Raw genomic sequence first — 15,753 nt, forward strand, 5'->3', positions numbered from 1 at the left:
GAAGCGCAGTAATGCGTGCAGCTGACCAGTACTAATAGCTCAATTGGCTTGATTTATGCACTGAAAAAAATTTTTCTTATAGATAAATATAGTGAACATTTAAATATTTAATATTTGTTGCTAACATAATTAGTTAAAAAATATTTAATTTAAATGACTATTGTCATATTAACTTTTATTATTTTATTATTAAAAATTGAGCTTATATTTTATTTATTTAATCATTAAAAATTTCACTCAAAAATATAATTGACATTATTGAAAGAGACAAAAATCCATTATTAAAAAAAATAATATTTAAAGTAAATATTTTTTGGTTGGAAATTATGGTATGTATCAAGCTAACAAGTAATAATAGCCACTATTCGGCTTGATTAATGAACTGAAAAATAATATATAAATTTTATTTTTATGAACAATTTTATTATATGCCGGCATTGTAAATCCTCTATGGATGGAGCTGACCATGAAAGAAAATTAGATGATGATGGATTAAAACAATCTAATTCATTGTCTAAAAAAATTCTTAATAAAGTAAATGACTCAACAATTATTTACTCAAGTCCATTTACTAGAGCTATGCAATCTCTTGAACCATTAATTAAAGATAATCCATCTATAAAAATTTTTGCGGACGAATCCTTAAAAGAAATAAATATCGGGAAATCTCAAGAATTATCCAAACATCAAATTATAGAAAAAATGTGGGAAAACGATGAATTCAAAGTTGAAAATGGAGAATCTCAAAAAGAATGTTATAGTAAACTTGAGCCGTTTATGAACCGAACTTTCCATCAATTTAAAGATGAAAATAAGAATATAATTCTTGTAACTCATGGAAATTTAATAGGTATAATTTTAAAAAATTTTTTTAATTTGAAATTTAATTTTGAATCTTGGAAGCAAATATCAATGCCAGATATGTATATAATTAAATTTGATGAAAATAAAAAAGCAATTGGTTTTGATAGAGATGTTGCAAATATTGATAATTTGTTCTATGTGAAGTAATTATGTCTGAAGAAATAAATAAAAATTACCTAAAAGAAAAACAATATAAATCTACAAAATATTTAGAAGCAAGGATAAAAATACATACTTTTACTGAAAACAAGCAATCTTTTCATCAATGGTTGTTTGACCAATATGATTTAAATATTTTTAAAAATAAAAAAATTAAAGTATTAGATGTTGCTTGTGGTACAGGAGTTTTTTGGAAACAAAACTTTGAAAAAATTAAAAACTTTGACATAGATTTAACGATGACTGACTTTGCCGATTCAATGTTAGAGAAATCTAAAGAAAATCTAAAAAACTACTCGTTTGATATAAATTATGAAATCGCAGATATTGAAAAATTAGATGTTTATTTTGGAAAATTTGATTTAGTATTTTGTCATAATGCTGTCTATCATGCTGAAAATAAAGATTTAGCTTTAAGCAACTTGTCAAAATGTCTAAATGACAAAAAAGATTCTTTTGTAAGTATAACAACAAATAGTGAAAAACATATGTTGAATGTTTATGAGATAGGAAGAAAGCTTGACCCTAATTTTCCTACAGATAGGATAATAGATACATTTACAGAAGAAATAGCTGATACAATGTTAGAGAAACATTTTTTAGTTGAAAAAAAACTAGAATTGGAAAAATTGAAAGTTACAGATTTAGAAATTTTAATGAATTATGTAGCCTCAGGTGTTGAACCAAGAAATATTAAATTAAAAGATAATTTTTATGATGAATATTCTAAAATTGCCAAAGATGATATAGATAAAAATGGTTATTTTGAAATCATAAAGCGATCACCCCTTTATATTTGTAAAAAAACTAATTAATAGTTAAGTTAAAATAATGGTTATTTGGATTACTGGAATATCTGGTACGGGTAAATCTACGTTAGGTAAAAAACTATTTGTTGAAATTAAAAAAAAATTTCCAGCTACAATTTTTTTTGATGGAGATCAGTTTCGTGAAATATTTCAAAATGATATTAATTACACGCTTAAAGATAGAGATATAAATGCAATAAGATTAACAAGACTTGTTAGAAATATATCTAAGCAAAAAGTAAATATAATCGTTTCAGCCAATATAACTAACATTAAATTTAGAAAATGGATGAAAAAAAATGTTAAAGACTATTATGAGATTTATATTTCAGCAACTCTTAAAAGTTTATTAAATAGAGATTATAAAAAACTCTACAGTAAAGCTGTAAAAAAAAAAATTAAGAATGTAGTAGGTGTTGACTTGCCATTTATAGAGCCAAAGAATTCAGATTTATATTTAGAAAATAACAAAAGTAAAAAATTTTTTTTAAAAAATGTTAAACTTATAATCAAGGATATAATAAATAAAAAAAAGTTGTTTTTTTAAGTTAATACTTGATCTTTTAAGTATTTTTCTGCAACAATTTTATCATTTACATTATCAATCTCAAACCAATATCTAGAAGTTTAAAAAAAGCATAGATTTTCTTTTCATCTCTGAATTTTATTAGCAATTTCTATAAATGAATATTAAAGTTTGACATATCCGTTTTTTTAATCATAGTTTTAGTTTATTTACTATATTTAATTAAAAAATGAAAAAAATTAAAAATTTAATAAAAAAGATACTTAGTAAATATGGTTTCAATAGAGGTAAAATAACCACATTAAAATATGAACCCATTTATTTATTACTTTTTGGTTTACAAAGTAATAATACTAAAATTATTCAAATAGGTGCCAATGATGGAATGGATCTTTTAAATAAATTTAATAACGATTATAAGGATAAAATTTTATATTTAGGGATAGAACCTCAACAAATACCATTTAATCAATTAAAAAATAATTATAAAGGATTTAAAAATTTTAAATTTATACAAGGGTGCGTAGGAAAAAGAGGTAGTAGTGAATTTTATTATCTTAATAGCAATTATGAAGAATATTGTAAAAAAAACAATTTAAAATTTGGTAATGGTGTTAACTCATTAGTGAAAGATAATCTTTCACGTAGATTAATTAGAAACAATTTGAATCCTGATACTTATATAAGTAAATTTAATACAGAAGTATTTCCTTTGTCTGATTTAATCAAAAATAATGGCCTTGACTTAGATGATTTTAAAGATATTGATTTGTTGCAAGTGGACGCCGAGGGTTACGATGATGAAATTATATATAATTCTCAAATTGATTTTTTTAAACCAAAGTATATTAACTTTGAATATAAAAATTTGACTAAAGAAAAATTTGAAAACTTAATTCAATTTTTAAATAAAAATTCATATGAATGTTTAATCTACAAACATAATGATTGCTTAGCAGCACGCAAAAATTAATTTTGTAAAATTAAATAATTAGTAGCAAGAGTCGTATATGAAAAAAAATTTCTTTGACATAAGTCATAATTTTATTTTTTTTCTAGTATTTAATATATAAATGACAAAAATAATTTTGAATACGTTGAATTAACGTCTTTAATATACAATGATTTGTCATGGGGACCTCTGTACAGAAAAAAAGATGGAAGTATTATAAAAAATACTGATAACCAAGCATCAAAATACATTTTAGAGTCTTTAGATATAATGAAAATTAGTAAAGATGACCTAAAATCAAAAAAAATTTTTAATATAGGCACAGGAAGAGAAAGCAGATTTTTTGCAGAAAACGGCGGGATTGTAACTCACTTAGATATTACACCTGATTCAGTTAAGGAACTAAATGACTGGGCAAAAAAAAATGACTTTAAAGTATCAAGTTCATGTAGCGATATTGCAGAGGTGGAAATTGAAAAAAATCATTACGATATAATTTTTTTATCAGGGATCTATCAGCATATAAAAATACCTGCTTATTCACTTATTAAATTCATTAATGCATTAAAACCAGGTGGCTTAATGTATATGGGGTTTTATAGAAGTGGTGAGTTTAAATATTTTGTAGTTGATGCCATAAGATATTTAGTAGAAAAAAATATGATGTCTAGAATTCGAGACTTGAACTCAATTTTGTTTACCCTAGGTGAATTAAACCATTATCAATCTTCAAGAGTTATGGATGATTTTTTTGTACCAAGAAAACATAATTTTCATCCAAAAGATATAATTCAAGACATTGAAACTCTTGGAGGCTCTGTATATTATTTTGATGGTGATTTAAGAGATTATAATCATGAAGGAAAAGATTATTTTTCTATTGGTGGAGATAGAATTTATATAACAAAAAAAAATCAAACAAATATTAAACTTGAAGATGTTAAAAATAAGCTGATTACTATCAAAGGAAGAGACCAGCTATTTGAAGTAGATTACAAAGATAAGATTATTTTAGAAAACATTGAGCTGATTAAAAAAATTAAAATGCTTTTTAAAACAGGATTTATATCCAGTGAAAATATCATAGCTTTAAGCTTAGGTTTGTATCAATTTACAAGACCTTTTAATTTTGAGCAATCTTATTATATGCAGCTCTCAATGGAAGGTAGGCATAAGACAATTAACAAATTTTTACAAAATTTTTTACACAATTTTGGTCTTAATTAACAAAAAAAATTTTGGTTAAATCAATCAAATTTATTTTTTTTATCTTTTTGAAACTATTATAGTTTCTAGTTAAAAAATTAATAATATTAGGAGTATTGAATTACCATTAAAAGTGTAAAAAATTTAAATCTATATTTAGATAAAAACAAAAGTAAAAAATTTGTTTTCCAAAATGTTAAATTTATAATTCAGGATATAAAAGATAAAAAAAAGTTGTTTTTTAAAATTAACAATTATTTTCTTAAGTACTTTTCTGCAACAATTTTATCATTAACATTATCAATCTCATACCAATATCTAGAGGTTTTAAAATAGCTGAGAGAAATGATTTTGTATTTTAGAGCACAATTTAAAAAAGATGTCATATCAATTTTTGTATCGTTTAATTTTTTAAAAAATTTATAAAGTTTTATAAAATCTTGGTATTTAAGTTTTATTAAACCCATAAATTGTAATTTTGGCCTTTTATCACAAATTTTATTACCAATAGATAAAATTTTATTTTTATTTATTAATAAATCTTCAGCATCGTCATTAATTTTTTTTTCATTCATTCGTTTTTTCCAAAGAGTAAGCCAATTTTTATTTAATGGAATATGTGATTTTTTAATTTTTATCATTTTAGTAATAATTCTGTGATCAAAAATTATATCACTATAAGAAATTATTAAATCTTGTTTAATATATTTTTTGGCACAAAATAACGAATACACCATATTTGTTGATTTATATTTTTTATTTTTAATTTTTTTTAATTCTGGAAATTTTTTATTAATTAATCCAGATTTATATCCAGTTAAAATAATAGTTTGATTAAATTTTATAAAATTTTTCGAGATATAATCAATTATTGGCTTTTTCCTTACTTTTATTAAACATTTAGGAATTTTTTTTGTAAGTTTCTTAAGTCTTGATCCTCTTCCTGAGGCTAATACAATTAGTTGCATAATTTAATAATTGAATAAAAAGTTCTAAAAAATTTAATTTGCTCTACAACTTTACTATTCTCCCTTTCTGGATGCCAAATTATTGCACCAATTTTTTTATTTTTTACTTTAAAACATTCTATACTATTATCTTTAGCAAGGACTAGGTTCTCGATATATTTTTTTTTTTTAAGTTTAATTTTAAAATTATGAAATGATTTAATAAAATTAAATTTAATTTTAATAGTAGATAGATTTACTATCTTATGTGATCCAACATGCTCTGTATCTTTGACTAAATCTAATTTATACTTTGTTGCTATAAACTGTCCACCATGACAAATTCCAATAATTGGAGTTCGACTAAGGGTTGCTTTTCTAAAAAAAAATATGTCTAATTTGTTTCTCAGTTTATCTTTTTGGGTCTTTGAGTATTTGGGCACTGTATTACCGCCACTTAAAATAATTAAATGATATTTTTTTTTAATCTCACAATTATATGCGATATCTATATTACAATTTTTAAAGCATTTTTTTAAAAAAATTATAAGATTTGTTTCAACCGAAAATTCCATTTGATTTGGGTAAGGTTCTTTTATTTTGGGTATAATGAGAATATTCATTTTTCTACGCTAATTTTTTTTCCTTCAGGATCAAGATAAATTTTTTTAGAATTAACAATATTATTAAAACTAATTGAACCAACACCTATTGCAGCTGGAATATTTAATTCAGAACATCTAATTGACATGTGCGAGTTTGCTCCTCCATATTCAGTTATTAATCCTGATATTTTGTGATCAAAAATAAAGTCATATCCTGGGTCTGCACCTCTTATACAAATAATTTTATTATTAAGACTTTTAAAATTATCATTATTTAAAAAATATATTTCACCTTCAACCGCTTTACTTCCAAAAAAATTTGGTTTGCCAGCTGTTTCTGTAAAATAAAATACATCACTTGGCTTCTTGATAACTTGGGGTAGCTCCACGTATTGATTGAATTTATAATCATCAATATTTTCTTTAATATTTTTATTTAATATTTCTTTTAAGTTTTTGTTGTTTAGATTGTAATAAAGTTCTTTGATAATTTTAATATTTAAGTGGCTTAATTTGGATATACTTATTTTATTTCTTGTCGATAAGTATTTAATTTCATTAAATATGTAGTCTATACTTTTTGTAAAAATAAATTTCGAATACTCTCTATATTGGATACCTTTTCTCAAGTAATCTAAAAATGTATTTAATGTTAGTTTTTTATCTAAAGTTTTTATAAATTTTTCTAATTTTTTTTTGCTTTTATTTGAAAGTTTAAATTTTGATATTTTAAATTTTTTTGTCTCATCGTGTTTATTTTTTCCAAACAAAGATTCATAATTTTCTTTATAATTTTTGCTAGAAATATCATATGTGCTTGGTCTTAAGTGACCATATTTTTCACAAAATTTTTTTCTAGAAAGACTTTTATTTTTAATAATCTCAGAGGTTATACTTTTAAGATTTTGAAAAAAAAGTTCCTTTTCATGTTTTTCAATAATTTTTTTATTGGTCATAGAATTTAGAAGCTCTACAGCTATAAAGCCTGATCTTGCTAACCCTGCAAATGGCTCAGTACCATATCTTTTGCAGTCTTCTATATACCAATAGATTTTATCTATAGAATATATTTTTGATTTTTTTACATGATTTTGTTTTTTTTTTAAAATTTCAATTTTTCTAATTTCATCATTAATTTTTGAAATTGAATTTAGAGTAATTTTTTTTAATTCAGTTTTTAATTTTTGTTTTTCTTCTTTATTTAAAATTTTATTTTTAATTTCATTTAATTTATCTTCCGTCTCTGCATTGTAACATGTAAAAAGTATTTCAAATTCTATCTTATCATGAAAATTGTGATTATTTTTAAATATATTAAGATAATAATTTACAAGCTTTTCTTTTGTTTTATCTTTAAGATTTTTTGGAAGCCATGAATTAAAATCTACTCTAATATCTATAAATGGTGTCCCTAGAAAATTTGACATTAAATGATTTGAGGTTAAATCGTTAAAACCATATTTTTCTCTATTTTTTGCCCAAATAAAATCAGTAATAAGTTCTTGATATAAAGAGAAAGCTAAAGCTTTTGGTTTAATGCCAATCATTTCAGCTGGATTCCAATCAGGCATTACTCCAAAATAAGATGTATCACCAAACAAATTGTGACTTTTTTTCTTTAGTTTAATTATTTTATTTTTTAATTTGATTAAGGAGCTTTCAAAATTTTTTTGATCAAATAAAATTTTTTTTTTGATAATAATTGGTCTTACTTGAAATAGGTATACTTTATTTTTTTTTAAACCAAATTCGATATCAAGGTAATTATTATTAAATTTTTTTTCAAGTTCTTTTGCAAGTTTAATTACTTTCTTAAATTTATTGCTTCCGATTTTACTATATTTAAATTGAAAATAATTTTTAGTATTTGCTTTACCACTTGTTGCTGCCGTTGTATCCGTACCTTCAAAATAATTAATAACATAATAAGGCGACTGATTACTTAAATTGCATGTAGTTATAACTCCTGATAAATCACAATCAGAAATCATCTCTTGTACAAAGAAAATTGAATTTTTTTTATTTTTTCTATAAGAATTTATTACTTTATCTATTGCTATTTCTAGTGTGTCTTCATTATTTTGTACTAATGGAACACTTACAAATCGACCAGCATTAGATTTAATGTTTGTGTCCTCTTCTGAGGAACTAGATCTTACAATTAGAATTTTATTTTTACTAAAATTTTTTACTATCTTTTTTAGAATATTTTTACGATTAATTAAATAATCTTTCGTATTAATAATTAAAAATTTAGGTATGAAAGCATTTTTACATTTGATTTTTCTTAGAGTATTTGCTTTGTTATAAAACTTCATTTGAGAATGTAATTTATTTTTATATTATACGTTATTTTATAAGATTTTGGATTAATATGTATTCTAAAATACAATTTAAAATGACTAGTTTTAATTTTTTTATTTCGTTTATTGATTAAATAAAAGAAAAGATTTAAGAGTATTTATCATTATGACCATTAAAATAAAATGTTAAAAAATTCATCATTATTAATTACTGGGGGCACAGGGTCTTTCGGGCATGCTTTTGTAAATTTAACGCTTAAAAAATATAAACCTAGACGATTAATTATTCTTTCCCGAGATGAAATGAAACAATGGGAGATGGCAGAGCTATACAAGGGTGATAATAGAGTACGTTTTTTTATTGGCGATGTCCGTGAAAAAGATCGTCTTTATCGTGCTTTAGAAGGTGTTGACTATGTTGTTCATGCCGCGGCCACTAAAATTGTTCCAACATCAGAGTATAATCCTTTTGAATGTATAAAAACTAATATAATTGGTGCAATGAATTTAATTGATGCATCTATTGATCAGGGTGTAAAAAAGGTAGTAGCACTTTCCACAGATAAAGCTAGTAGTCCTGTAAACTTATATGGAGCATCTAAACTTGCATCAGACAAACTATTTGTATCAAGCAATAGTTCTTACTCAACCAAACATAAGACCTCTTTTTCGGTTGTGCGATATGGAAACGTGATGGGATCACGTGGATCGATAATTCCTTTCTTTATGTCAATTAAAGATAAAGGTATTTTGCCTATAACTGATTTAAATATGACGCGTTTTATGATAACTCTTGAACAAGGTGTAGAATTAGTTTGGCATGCTTTCAATGATATGGAAGGTGGAGAAATTTACGTAAAAAAAATCCCTTCTATAAAAGTTACAGACATTGCAAGCGTAATTGCGCCTAAGGCCAAACATGATATCATCGGTATTCGTCCAGGAGAAAAACTTCATGAACAAATGATTGGTGTTGAAGATTCTTACTCTACTTATGAGTATCCTAGTTATTACAAAATTCTTCCACAAATAAATGATTGGTTAAAGGATACAAAACGAATTAAAAATGGAAAAAAAGTTTTGAAAAATTTCGTATATAGAAGCGATACAAATAAAAATTGGATGACCAAAAAAGATCTAAAGAATTGGATTGATACAAATCATGATTATATAGGCAAAATTTAGATTATGATACCTTATGGGCGTCAAGAAATTACAAATGAGGATATTGAAGAAGTAAAAAAAGTTCTAAAGTCAGATTTTTTAACACAAGGTCCAATAGTTACAAAATTTGAAAAATCAGTTGCTAATTATTGTAATGCTTCTTACGGTGTAGCTATGAATAGCGCTACAAGCGCTTTGCATATTGCCTGTCTTGCATTAGGTCTTTCGTCCGGAGATTGGCTATGGACATCACCTAACACTTTTGTTGCCAGTGCTAATTGCGGACTTTATTGTGGAGCTAATATTGATTTCGTTGATATTAATCCAAAAACTTACAATATGAGTGTAGATGAATTAGCAAAAAAATTAGAGATAGCAAAAAAAAATAATAAATTACCTAAAATTGTAATTCCAGTGCATTTTGCGGGCCAGCCTTGTGATATGAAAGCTATTCATGACTTGTCATTAAACTATAATTTTAAGATTATTGAGGATGCATCACATGCAATAGGAGCATCTTATAATAAAATTAAAATTGGATCTTGTTGTTATAGCGATATTACAGTTTTTAGTTTTCATCCAGTTAAGATTATAACTACAGGTGAAGGGGGTATGGCGCTCACAAATGATAAAAAAATTGCAGAACGCCTGAGACAGCTAAGTGCACACGGCATCACTAGAGATAAATCATCGATGAGCATTAGACCAATAAATGAAATTTGGAATTATCAACAAACCCAGTTGGGTTTTAATTATAGGTTGAATGAAATTCAAGCAGCTCTTGGATTAAGTCAAATGAAACGTTTGGATAAATATGTTAGTCGTAGACATGAAATTGCTAAGTATTATGACTCACAATTCTCTGATCTACCTCTTGTAACTCCTTGGCAATTACCTCAAGCATTTTCTAGTTACCATTTATATCCGATATGTATTAAAGAGAATATAAATCAAAATCTGCAGAAACAAATTTATGATATATTGCATAAAAATGGTATTGCAGCAAATTTACATTATATTCCAGTTCATCGTCACCCTTACTTTGAAAGTTTAGGATTTAAGGAAGGTGATTTTAAAGAGTCAGAAAAATTTCATAAAAAAGTGATTAGTTTACCAATGTTCCCATTGCTAAAGGATAGCGAATGCAAGAAAGTTGTGAAGGTTATTAAAAAGATATTTAAAAAATATGAAAGTCAATAAATTAAGTTTGGGAAGTGTACAATGGGGAAGTTTGTATGGGATTTCAAATCGGAACGGCCAAACTAATGCTAATGAAGTTTCTAGAATTTTAACCATGGCTCGCTCTGAGGGGATACGTTTAGTTGATACAGCTTCTAGCTATGGTAATGCAGAAAGAGTGTTAGGAAACAATGATCTAAGTTTTTTTTCTATAGTCACAAAAATACCCAAGTTTAAAAAAAATATTATTACAAAATTAGATGTAGTAAAATCTATTAATACTTTTGAGAAATCTTTACGAAGATTAAACCAAAAATCTTGCTATGGTATTTTGTTACATAATAAGGATGATGTTTTTAAAAATGGCAGTAAATACTTGATTCAAGCTTTGAATGAAATAAAATTAAGAGGCTTAGTAAAAAAAATAGGTGTATCTATTTATGATTCTAAAAAAATTGAAAAGGTAGTAGAAGAACTAAAGCCAGATATAGTCCAGTTACCACTAAATGTCTTAGATCAACGTGTTATTCAAGATGGAACTTTGGAATATCTTAAAAGTGAGAATATTGAAATTCATGCTCGGTCAATATTTTTACAAGGTTTATTACTGATGCCTTTAAAAAAAATTCCTACTTATTTTAATTCTTGGATTGATATTATTTATGAATGGAGAAAAGTTTGTAAAGAAAAAGATTTGAGTTTAATGGAGGCAGCCTTAAATTTTGTTATAAATCAAAATAAAATTGACTATTGTTTGGTAGGAGTAGAAAATTTGTCTCAATTAAAACAATGTATATTGGCCTCAAAATCTAAAAAAAAAATAAACGTATCTTCACTGGCTTGTGAAGATTTAAATTTGATAAATCCTTTAAACTGGAAAATAAATTGAACAAAGAAATTCGACTTGGCATAATTGGCTGCTCTGATGGAAATGGTCATCCTTATTCATGGTCTGCTATTTTTAATGGGTATAATCAAAAAATAATGAAGAATTGTGGATATCCAACCATTTTTGATTATTTAAAAAAACAAAAATTTCCAGACATTCAAATTAAAGAGGGAAAGGTAACTCATGTCTGGACACAAGATAAAAATCTTTCCAATCATATTGCTTCATCAACTTTTATTGATAATGTTGTAGACGATTATCATGAATTAATTGATAAAGTTGATGCAATTCTTTTAGCTAGAGATGATGCCGAAAACCATTTCAAAATTGCAAAACCTTTCCTTGAAGCGGGTATGCCAATCTATATCGATAAGCCATTTGCATTAACAGTATTTGATGCAAAAGAATTAATAAAGTTACAACGTTATAAAGGGCAAATTTTTTCCTGTTCAGCAATGAGATATTCTGCAGAATTAAAATTAAGTGATGAGCAAAAAAATATTGTTGGTGAAATTTGCTCAATTCACGGATTTGTTTCTAAGAGTTGGGATAAATATGCGGTGCACATAATTGAACCAATTCTTCAATTAATTCCTAGAAGAGGGAAAATATTAGAACATAAAATTTGGCGACATGATGATAAAGTTTTATTATTAGTAAATTTTAAAACGGGTGAAGAAATACATATACAAACATGTGGTAACTCAATTTCACCAATTAGTCTTAGAATAATTGGAACCAAAGGATGGGTTGACTTAGTATTTACTGATACTTTTAATACTTTTCGCTGCGCACTTTTAGATTTTATTAAAGGAATAATTAATAAAGATGAACGAATACCTTCAAATGAAATCATAGAGGTTGTTAAATTTATTGAATTAGGAAGGTCAAAATAGATGAGTAGAACAATTATAATTACTGGAGCTACAGGTAAGTTTGGTAAAATACTAGTTAGAAATTTTTTAATTCATGGAGATGTGGTTATTGCCATAGGTAGATCCAATAAAAAGTTAAATGAACTTAAAACTTTAACAAATAAAAAATATAACAAACTTTTTGTTATCAATGTTGATTTAATGAAAGAGGGAGCAATTTCGAGAATAATCAAATTGATAAAAAAACTTAACTTAAAACCAGACTCTCTAATTAATAATGCAAGAAATTTAGATTACCTTCAATTAGATCAAAAAAATAAAACTAGTTCAAAAAATTTTTTAAATGAATTTAAGTTAGGAGTTGTAATTCCATATCAACTTGTGATGGCAATGACAAAATCTTTTTTAGGGAAATTTAAAAATGTAGTTAATATAGGTTCAATTTATGGTACCGTAGCACCAAATAAAAAACTTTATAAAAATTTAGATGCGGAATCATCAATTCAATATGGGGTTACAAAATCAGCTCTAGAACACTTAACAAAAGAATTAGCTGTTAGATTAGCAAAAAATTCAGTGAGAGTAAATTGTGCGGCATTCGGAGGTGTTGAGGGTCGAGTAAATAAAACATTTAAAAAGCGTTACGCAGACTTATGCCCTTCTGGTAGAATGTTATCTGAGGATGAAATTTTTGGTCCAATTGATATGTTGATATCAGAAAAAACCTCAGGTGTAACAGGCCATATTCTGATGATTGATGGTGGTTGGACAATATGGTAACTAAAAATATTGCAATTATCCTCGCTCGAGGTGGTTCAAAAAGACTGCCAAAAAAAAATATTATAAAATTTGGTAAAAAACCAATGATTGCATGGTCAATTAAAGCTGCCATTGATTCTGGTAAATTTCATAGAGTTTTGGTTTCAACAGATGATAAAAGAATAGCAAAAATTGCAAAAAAATATAAAGCAGAGGTTCCGTTTTTACGTCTAAAAGCTTTAGATGATTTCAGTACATCTAGTATGGCCACTTATTATGCACTTCTCCAAGCAGAAAAATTTTGGGGTGAAAAATATGATGCAGTGGCACAATTGATGGCAAATTGTCCTTTAAGAACTGCAGAAGATATCAAGAAATCTATGTTGATTTTCAATAAAAGTAAAAAACCATCTCAAATAAGCTGTTTTCGCTTTGGATGGATGAATCCTTGGTGGGCATCTATAATCAGTAAAAAAGGTTATCCCTCACGTATTTTTCCAAATTTAACTCAAAAACGATCTCAAGATTTACCAGATTTATACTGTCCTTCTGGTGCATTATGGATAGCAAAGCGTAAAAATTTTCTTAAACAAAAGAATTTTTATATGCCAGGACATAGATATCAAGAGATTAGTTGGATATCAGCATTAGATATTGATGATAAAGATGATTTTTTAATGGCAGAAATTTGCCTTAAATTAAAAAATAGAAAATCTTATATAAAAAAATAATTTATTTTAAGTGAATTATAATTTAAAAAAAAAAATTGTCTGCTTCAGAGTAGACTCATCGCTTCAAATTGGTTCTGGTCATATTGAACGATGTATAACACTTTCTAAACAATTGATTAAAAAAGGCGTGAAAATTCATTTTATTTGCAGAAATCATGTTGGGCATATGGAAAAAAGGATTAAACAAGAAGGCTTTGATGTGACTGTTCTTCCAATAAAAAAGTCTTTTTCAAATAAATTAAATATTAATTATAAAAATAAGTACGAATCTTGGCTTGGTGAAAATTGGGATGTTGATGCAAAGGAAACAAGTGAAATAATTTTTAAAAAAAAACCTCAATGGTTAATTATAGACCACTATGCAATTGATGTTAAATGGGAAAATCTGATTAAATCATTAACTGGAGTTAAAATAATGGTAATAGATGGTTTGGCAAATAGACAACATAATTGTGAAATTATTTTAGATCATACATATTCTCAAAATACACACTTAAGGTGGAAAAGTCTTTTACCATCACATTGTAAGTTATTATCTGGACCTAAACATGCATTATTACGTCAAGAATTTATCAGTGAAAAAAAAAAATTATCAAAAAAAACAGGAAAAATTAAAAGAATATTAATTTCTTTTGGTGGGTATGACAGAATAAATGCAACAAAAAAAACTTTAGATGCTATAATTTCCCTGAACAGAAGTGATATTGTTGTTGATGTAGTTGTTGGTAGTCATTTTCCCTACATCTCTCAAATACAAAAATTATGTAATGAATTTTCATATATTAAATTGCACATACAACCATTAAGAATTGCAAAATTAATGTCATTAGCAGATTTATCAATAGGTGCTGGCGGTACGATGGTTTGGGAAAGATGTTACTTAGGACTACCAACATTGTTGATTTCTATTGCTGACAATCAGAAAAGACAAGCTGCGGCTGTCCATTCTTATGGTGCGATAATTGATCTTGGTTTTTATAAAAAAAATATTGACAAAGTAATTATTAGAGAACTTAATAAGTTATTGAGTGATAAAAAAAAAATTCTTTCAATGAACCGCAAATGTTTGAATCTTATGAAAATTTCTAATTTAAATTTTCAAAATAATCCGACAAAGTTTTTGTGCAGTATGCTTTTTAATAATTATAAAAATAAATAGTTTGAATTCTTATAAATATGATAAAAAAAAGCTGATTGAAACACCAAGGCTTTTCTTGCGTCCAATAACTGCAACAGATGCAAAATTACTAGTAGCATGGAAAAATCTTTTAACTTTAGAAAGTCATGAAGTGTTTTTAAGTAGAGAAAAAATAAATATTAAACAGCATCAAACCTGGTTCAAAAATAGAGCAAAGAGTCGTATTGACTATATTTTTTGTGAAAAATTTAGAGGAACCCCAATTGGGACAGTGCATTTTAAAAATATTAATAAAGCCTTAGGTATTGCAGAGGCAGGAAAAATGATTGGCGACTCATCATTCAGAAAAATGGGCTTTGCAAAAGAAGCTTTTGCTGTTTGGCTCAAATATGGCTTTGAAATTATTGATTTAAATAAAATTTATATTTTTACAGATATTAATAATGTAACTAACATTAATCTAAATTTAAAACTTGGCTTTAAGTTTATAAAAAGAAAAAAAAATATTGAACTACCGAAAAAAAATTTTGTTACAATGGAAATATCAAAAAAAGCAATCTGTAAACTTAATAAAATTTTGAATATATAAATAAATTCACTTTTAAAATTTAATTAAAAAAAAATCTTTAATTTATAAATTCAAAAAA

At 25.8% G+C, this 15,753-nt stretch carries 16 protein-coding genes and 1 rRNA gene (1 of these 17 only partly in view); 14 read left to right on the forward strand and 3 right to left on the reverse strand.

What is annotated here, in order from left to right:
- From ACTTAR_RS06120 to ACTTAR_RS06145, 6 genes are all read left to right on the forward strand, one after another.
- Positions 1 to 56 (forward strand): 23S ribosomal RNA (locus tag ACTTAR_RS06120); it begins 2,697 nt to the left of the window's first position.
- A 355-nt stretch (positions 57 to 411) separates the two neighbouring features.
- Positions 412 to 1,011, forward strand: coding sequence for a phosphoglycerate mutase family protein (locus ACTTAR_RS06125; protein ID WP_440697985.1), 600 nt, complete (start codon positions 412 to 414; stop codon positions 1,009 to 1,011).
- Positions 1,012 to 1,013: 2 nt separating this feature from the next.
- Complete coding sequence (locus ACTTAR_RS06130) at positions 1,014 to 1,838, forward strand: class I SAM-dependent methyltransferase (RefSeq protein ID WP_440697986.1); 825 nt, start codon at positions 1,014 to 1,016, stop codon at positions 1,836 to 1,838.
- Between the two features lie 16 nt (positions 1,839 to 1,854).
- Complete coding sequence (locus ACTTAR_RS06135; RefSeq protein ID WP_440697987.1) at positions 1,855 to 2,379, forward strand: adenylyl-sulfate kinase; 525 nt, start codon at positions 1,855 to 1,857, stop codon at positions 2,377 to 2,379.
- A 208-nt stretch (positions 2,380 to 2,587) separates the two neighbouring features.
- Positions 2,588 to 3,331: an FkbM family methyltransferase gene (locus tag ACTTAR_RS06140; RefSeq protein WP_440697988.1), complete on the forward strand. Its 744-nt coding sequence runs from the start codon at positions 2,588 to 2,590 to the stop codon at positions 3,329 to 3,331.
- 153 nt (positions 3,332 to 3,484) lie between these two features.
- Positions 3,485 to 4,537 (forward strand): class I SAM-dependent methyltransferase, encoded by a 1,053-nt coding sequence (locus ACTTAR_RS06145; protein WP_440697989.1) that lies wholly within the window; start codon positions 3,485 to 3,487, stop codon positions 4,535 to 4,537.
- Positions 4,538 to 4,770: 233 nt separating this feature from the next.
- On the opposite strand, the gene ACTTAR_RS06150 is transcribed toward ACTTAR_RS06145, so the two are convergent.
- From ACTTAR_RS06150 to ACTTAR_RS06160, 3 genes are read right to left on the reverse strand one after another with little or no spacing between them, the layout of a single operon-like run.
- On the reverse strand, positions 4,771 to 5,484 hold the full coding sequence (locus ACTTAR_RS06150) for a sugar phosphate nucleotidyltransferase (protein ID WP_440697990.1): 714 nt from the start codon (positions 5,482 to 5,484) through the stop codon (positions 4,771 to 4,773).
- The gene (locus tag ACTTAR_RS06155; protein ID WP_440697992.1) at positions 5,475 to 6,086 is read right to left on the reverse strand and encodes a gamma-glutamyl-gamma-aminobutyrate hydrolase family protein; all 612 of its coding nucleotides are present in this window, start codon (positions 6,084 to 6,086) and stop codon (positions 5,475 to 5,477) included. The genes ACTTAR_RS06150 and ACTTAR_RS06155 overlap by 10 nt, the downstream gene beginning before the upstream one ends.
- Complete coding sequence (locus tag ACTTAR_RS06160; protein WP_440697993.1) at positions 6,083 to 8,386, reverse strand: PEP-utilizing enzyme; 2,304 nt, start codon at positions 8,384 to 8,386, stop codon at positions 6,083 to 6,085. Before ACTTAR_RS06160 ends, ACTTAR_RS06155 begins: the two co-directional genes overlap by 4 nt.
- Before the next feature lie 168 nt (positions 8,387 to 8,554).
- Between ACTTAR_RS06160 and pseB the strand changes: the two genes are divergently transcribed.
- The 8 genes from pseB to ACTTAR_RS06200 are packed head-to-tail and all read left to right on the forward strand — an operon-like array spanning position 8,555 to position 15,695.
- The gene (pseB, locus tag ACTTAR_RS06165) at positions 8,555 to 9,556 is read left to right on the forward strand and encodes a UDP-N-acetylglucosamine 4,6-dehydratase (inverting) (RefSeq protein ID WP_440697994.1); all 1,002 of its coding nucleotides are present in this window, start codon (positions 8,555 to 8,557) and stop codon (positions 9,554 to 9,556) included.
- Positions 9,557 to 10,735, forward strand: a complete 1,179-nt coding sequence (pseC, locus tag ACTTAR_RS06170; RefSeq protein WP_440698025.1) for a UDP-4-amino-4,6-dideoxy-N-acetyl-beta-L-altrosamine transaminase — start codon at positions 9,557 to 9,559, stop codon at positions 10,733 to 10,735.
- Positions 10,722 to 11,603: an aldo/keto reductase gene (locus ACTTAR_RS06175; protein ID WP_440697995.1), complete on the forward strand. Its 882-nt coding sequence runs from the start codon at positions 10,722 to 10,724 to the stop codon at positions 11,601 to 11,603. Before pseC ends, ACTTAR_RS06175 begins: the two co-directional genes overlap by 14 nt.
- Positions 11,600 to 12,499 carry a Gfo/Idh/MocA family protein gene (locus tag ACTTAR_RS06180; protein ID WP_440697996.1) on the forward strand — a complete coding sequence of 300 codons (900 nt, stop codon included), beginning with the start codon at positions 11,600 to 11,602 and terminating at the stop codon, positions 12,497 to 12,499. Before ACTTAR_RS06175 ends, ACTTAR_RS06180 begins: the two co-directional genes overlap by 4 nt.
- Positions 12,500 to 13,258: an SDR family oxidoreductase gene (locus ACTTAR_RS06185; RefSeq protein ID WP_440697997.1), complete on the forward strand. Its 759-nt coding sequence runs from the start codon at positions 12,500 to 12,502 to the stop codon at positions 13,256 to 13,258.
- A complete protein-coding gene (locus ACTTAR_RS06190) occupies positions 13,252 to 13,968 on the forward strand; it encodes an acylneuraminate cytidylyltransferase family protein (RefSeq protein ID WP_440697998.1) in 717 nt (238 codons plus the stop codon). The genes ACTTAR_RS06185 and ACTTAR_RS06190 overlap by 7 nt, the downstream gene beginning before the upstream one ends.
- Positions 13,969 to 13,978: 10 nt before the next feature.
- Positions 13,979 to 15,127 carry a UDP-2,4-diacetamido-2,4,6-trideoxy-beta-L-altropyranose hydrolase gene (gene pseG, locus ACTTAR_RS06195; RefSeq protein WP_440697999.1) on the forward strand — a complete coding sequence of 383 codons (1,149 nt, stop codon included), beginning with the start codon at positions 13,979 to 13,981 and terminating at the stop codon, positions 15,125 to 15,127.
- A 1-nt stretch (position 15,128) separates the two neighbouring features.
- Complete coding sequence (locus tag ACTTAR_RS06200; protein WP_440698000.1) at positions 15,129 to 15,695, forward strand: GNAT family N-acetyltransferase; 567 nt, start codon at positions 15,129 to 15,131, stop codon at positions 15,693 to 15,695.
- Positions 15,696 to 15,753 lie beyond the last annotated feature (58 nt).

It is taken from the genome of Candidatus Pelagibacter sp. HIMB1709 (assembly GCF_052047635.1).
Classification (GTDB): Bacteria; Pseudomonadota; Alphaproteobacteria; order Pelagibacterales; family Pelagibacteraceae; genus Pelagibacter.

What these genes read in the sequence shown, in the direction of transcription:
- ACTTAR_RS06175 (WP_440697995.1), top strand. Translation starts at nt 10,722, where the DNA reads ATGAAAGTCAATAAATTAAGTTTGGGAAGTGTACAATGGGGAAGTTTG.
- ACTTAR_RS06160 (WP_440697993.1), bottom strand. Translation starts at nt 8,386, where the DNA reads ATGAAGTTTTATAACAAAGCAAATACTCTAAGAAAAATCAAATGTAAA.
- ACTTAR_RS06135 (WP_440697987.1), top strand. Translation starts at nt 1,855, where the DNA reads ATGGTTATTTGGATTACTGGAATATCTGGTACGGGTAAATCTACGTTA.
- ACTTAR_RS06190 (WP_440697998.1), top strand. Translation starts at nt 13,252, where the DNA reads ATGGTAACTAAAAATATTGCAATTATCCTCGCTCGAGGTGGTTCAAAA.
- ACTTAR_RS06185 (WP_440697997.1), top strand. Translation starts at nt 12,500, where the DNA reads ATGAGTAGAACAATTATAATTACTGGAGCTACAGGTAAGTTTGGTAAA.
- ACTTAR_RS06155 (WP_440697992.1), bottom strand. Translation starts at nt 6,086, where the DNA reads ATGAATATTCTCATTATACCCAAAATAAAAGAACCTTACCCAAATCAA.
- ACTTAR_RS06125 (WP_440697985.1), top strand. Translation starts at nt 412, where the DNA reads ATGAACAATTTTATTATATGCCGGCATTGTAAATCCTCTATGGATGGA.
- ACTTAR_RS06150 (WP_440697990.1), bottom strand. Translation starts at nt 5,484, where the DNA reads ATGCAACTAATTGTATTAGCCTCAGGAAGAGGATCAAGACTTAAGAAA.
- pseB (WP_440697994.1), top strand. Translation starts at nt 8,555, where the DNA reads ATGTTAAAAAATTCATCATTATTAATTACTGGGGGCACAGGGTCTTTC.
- ACTTAR_RS06130 (WP_440697986.1), top strand. Translation starts at nt 1,014, where the DNA reads ATGTCTGAAGAAATAAATAAAAATTACCTAAAAGAAAAACAATATAAA.
- ACTTAR_RS06140 (WP_440697988.1), top strand. Translation starts at nt 2,588, where the DNA reads ATGAAAAAAATTAAAAATTTAATAAAAAAGATACTTAGTAAATATGGT.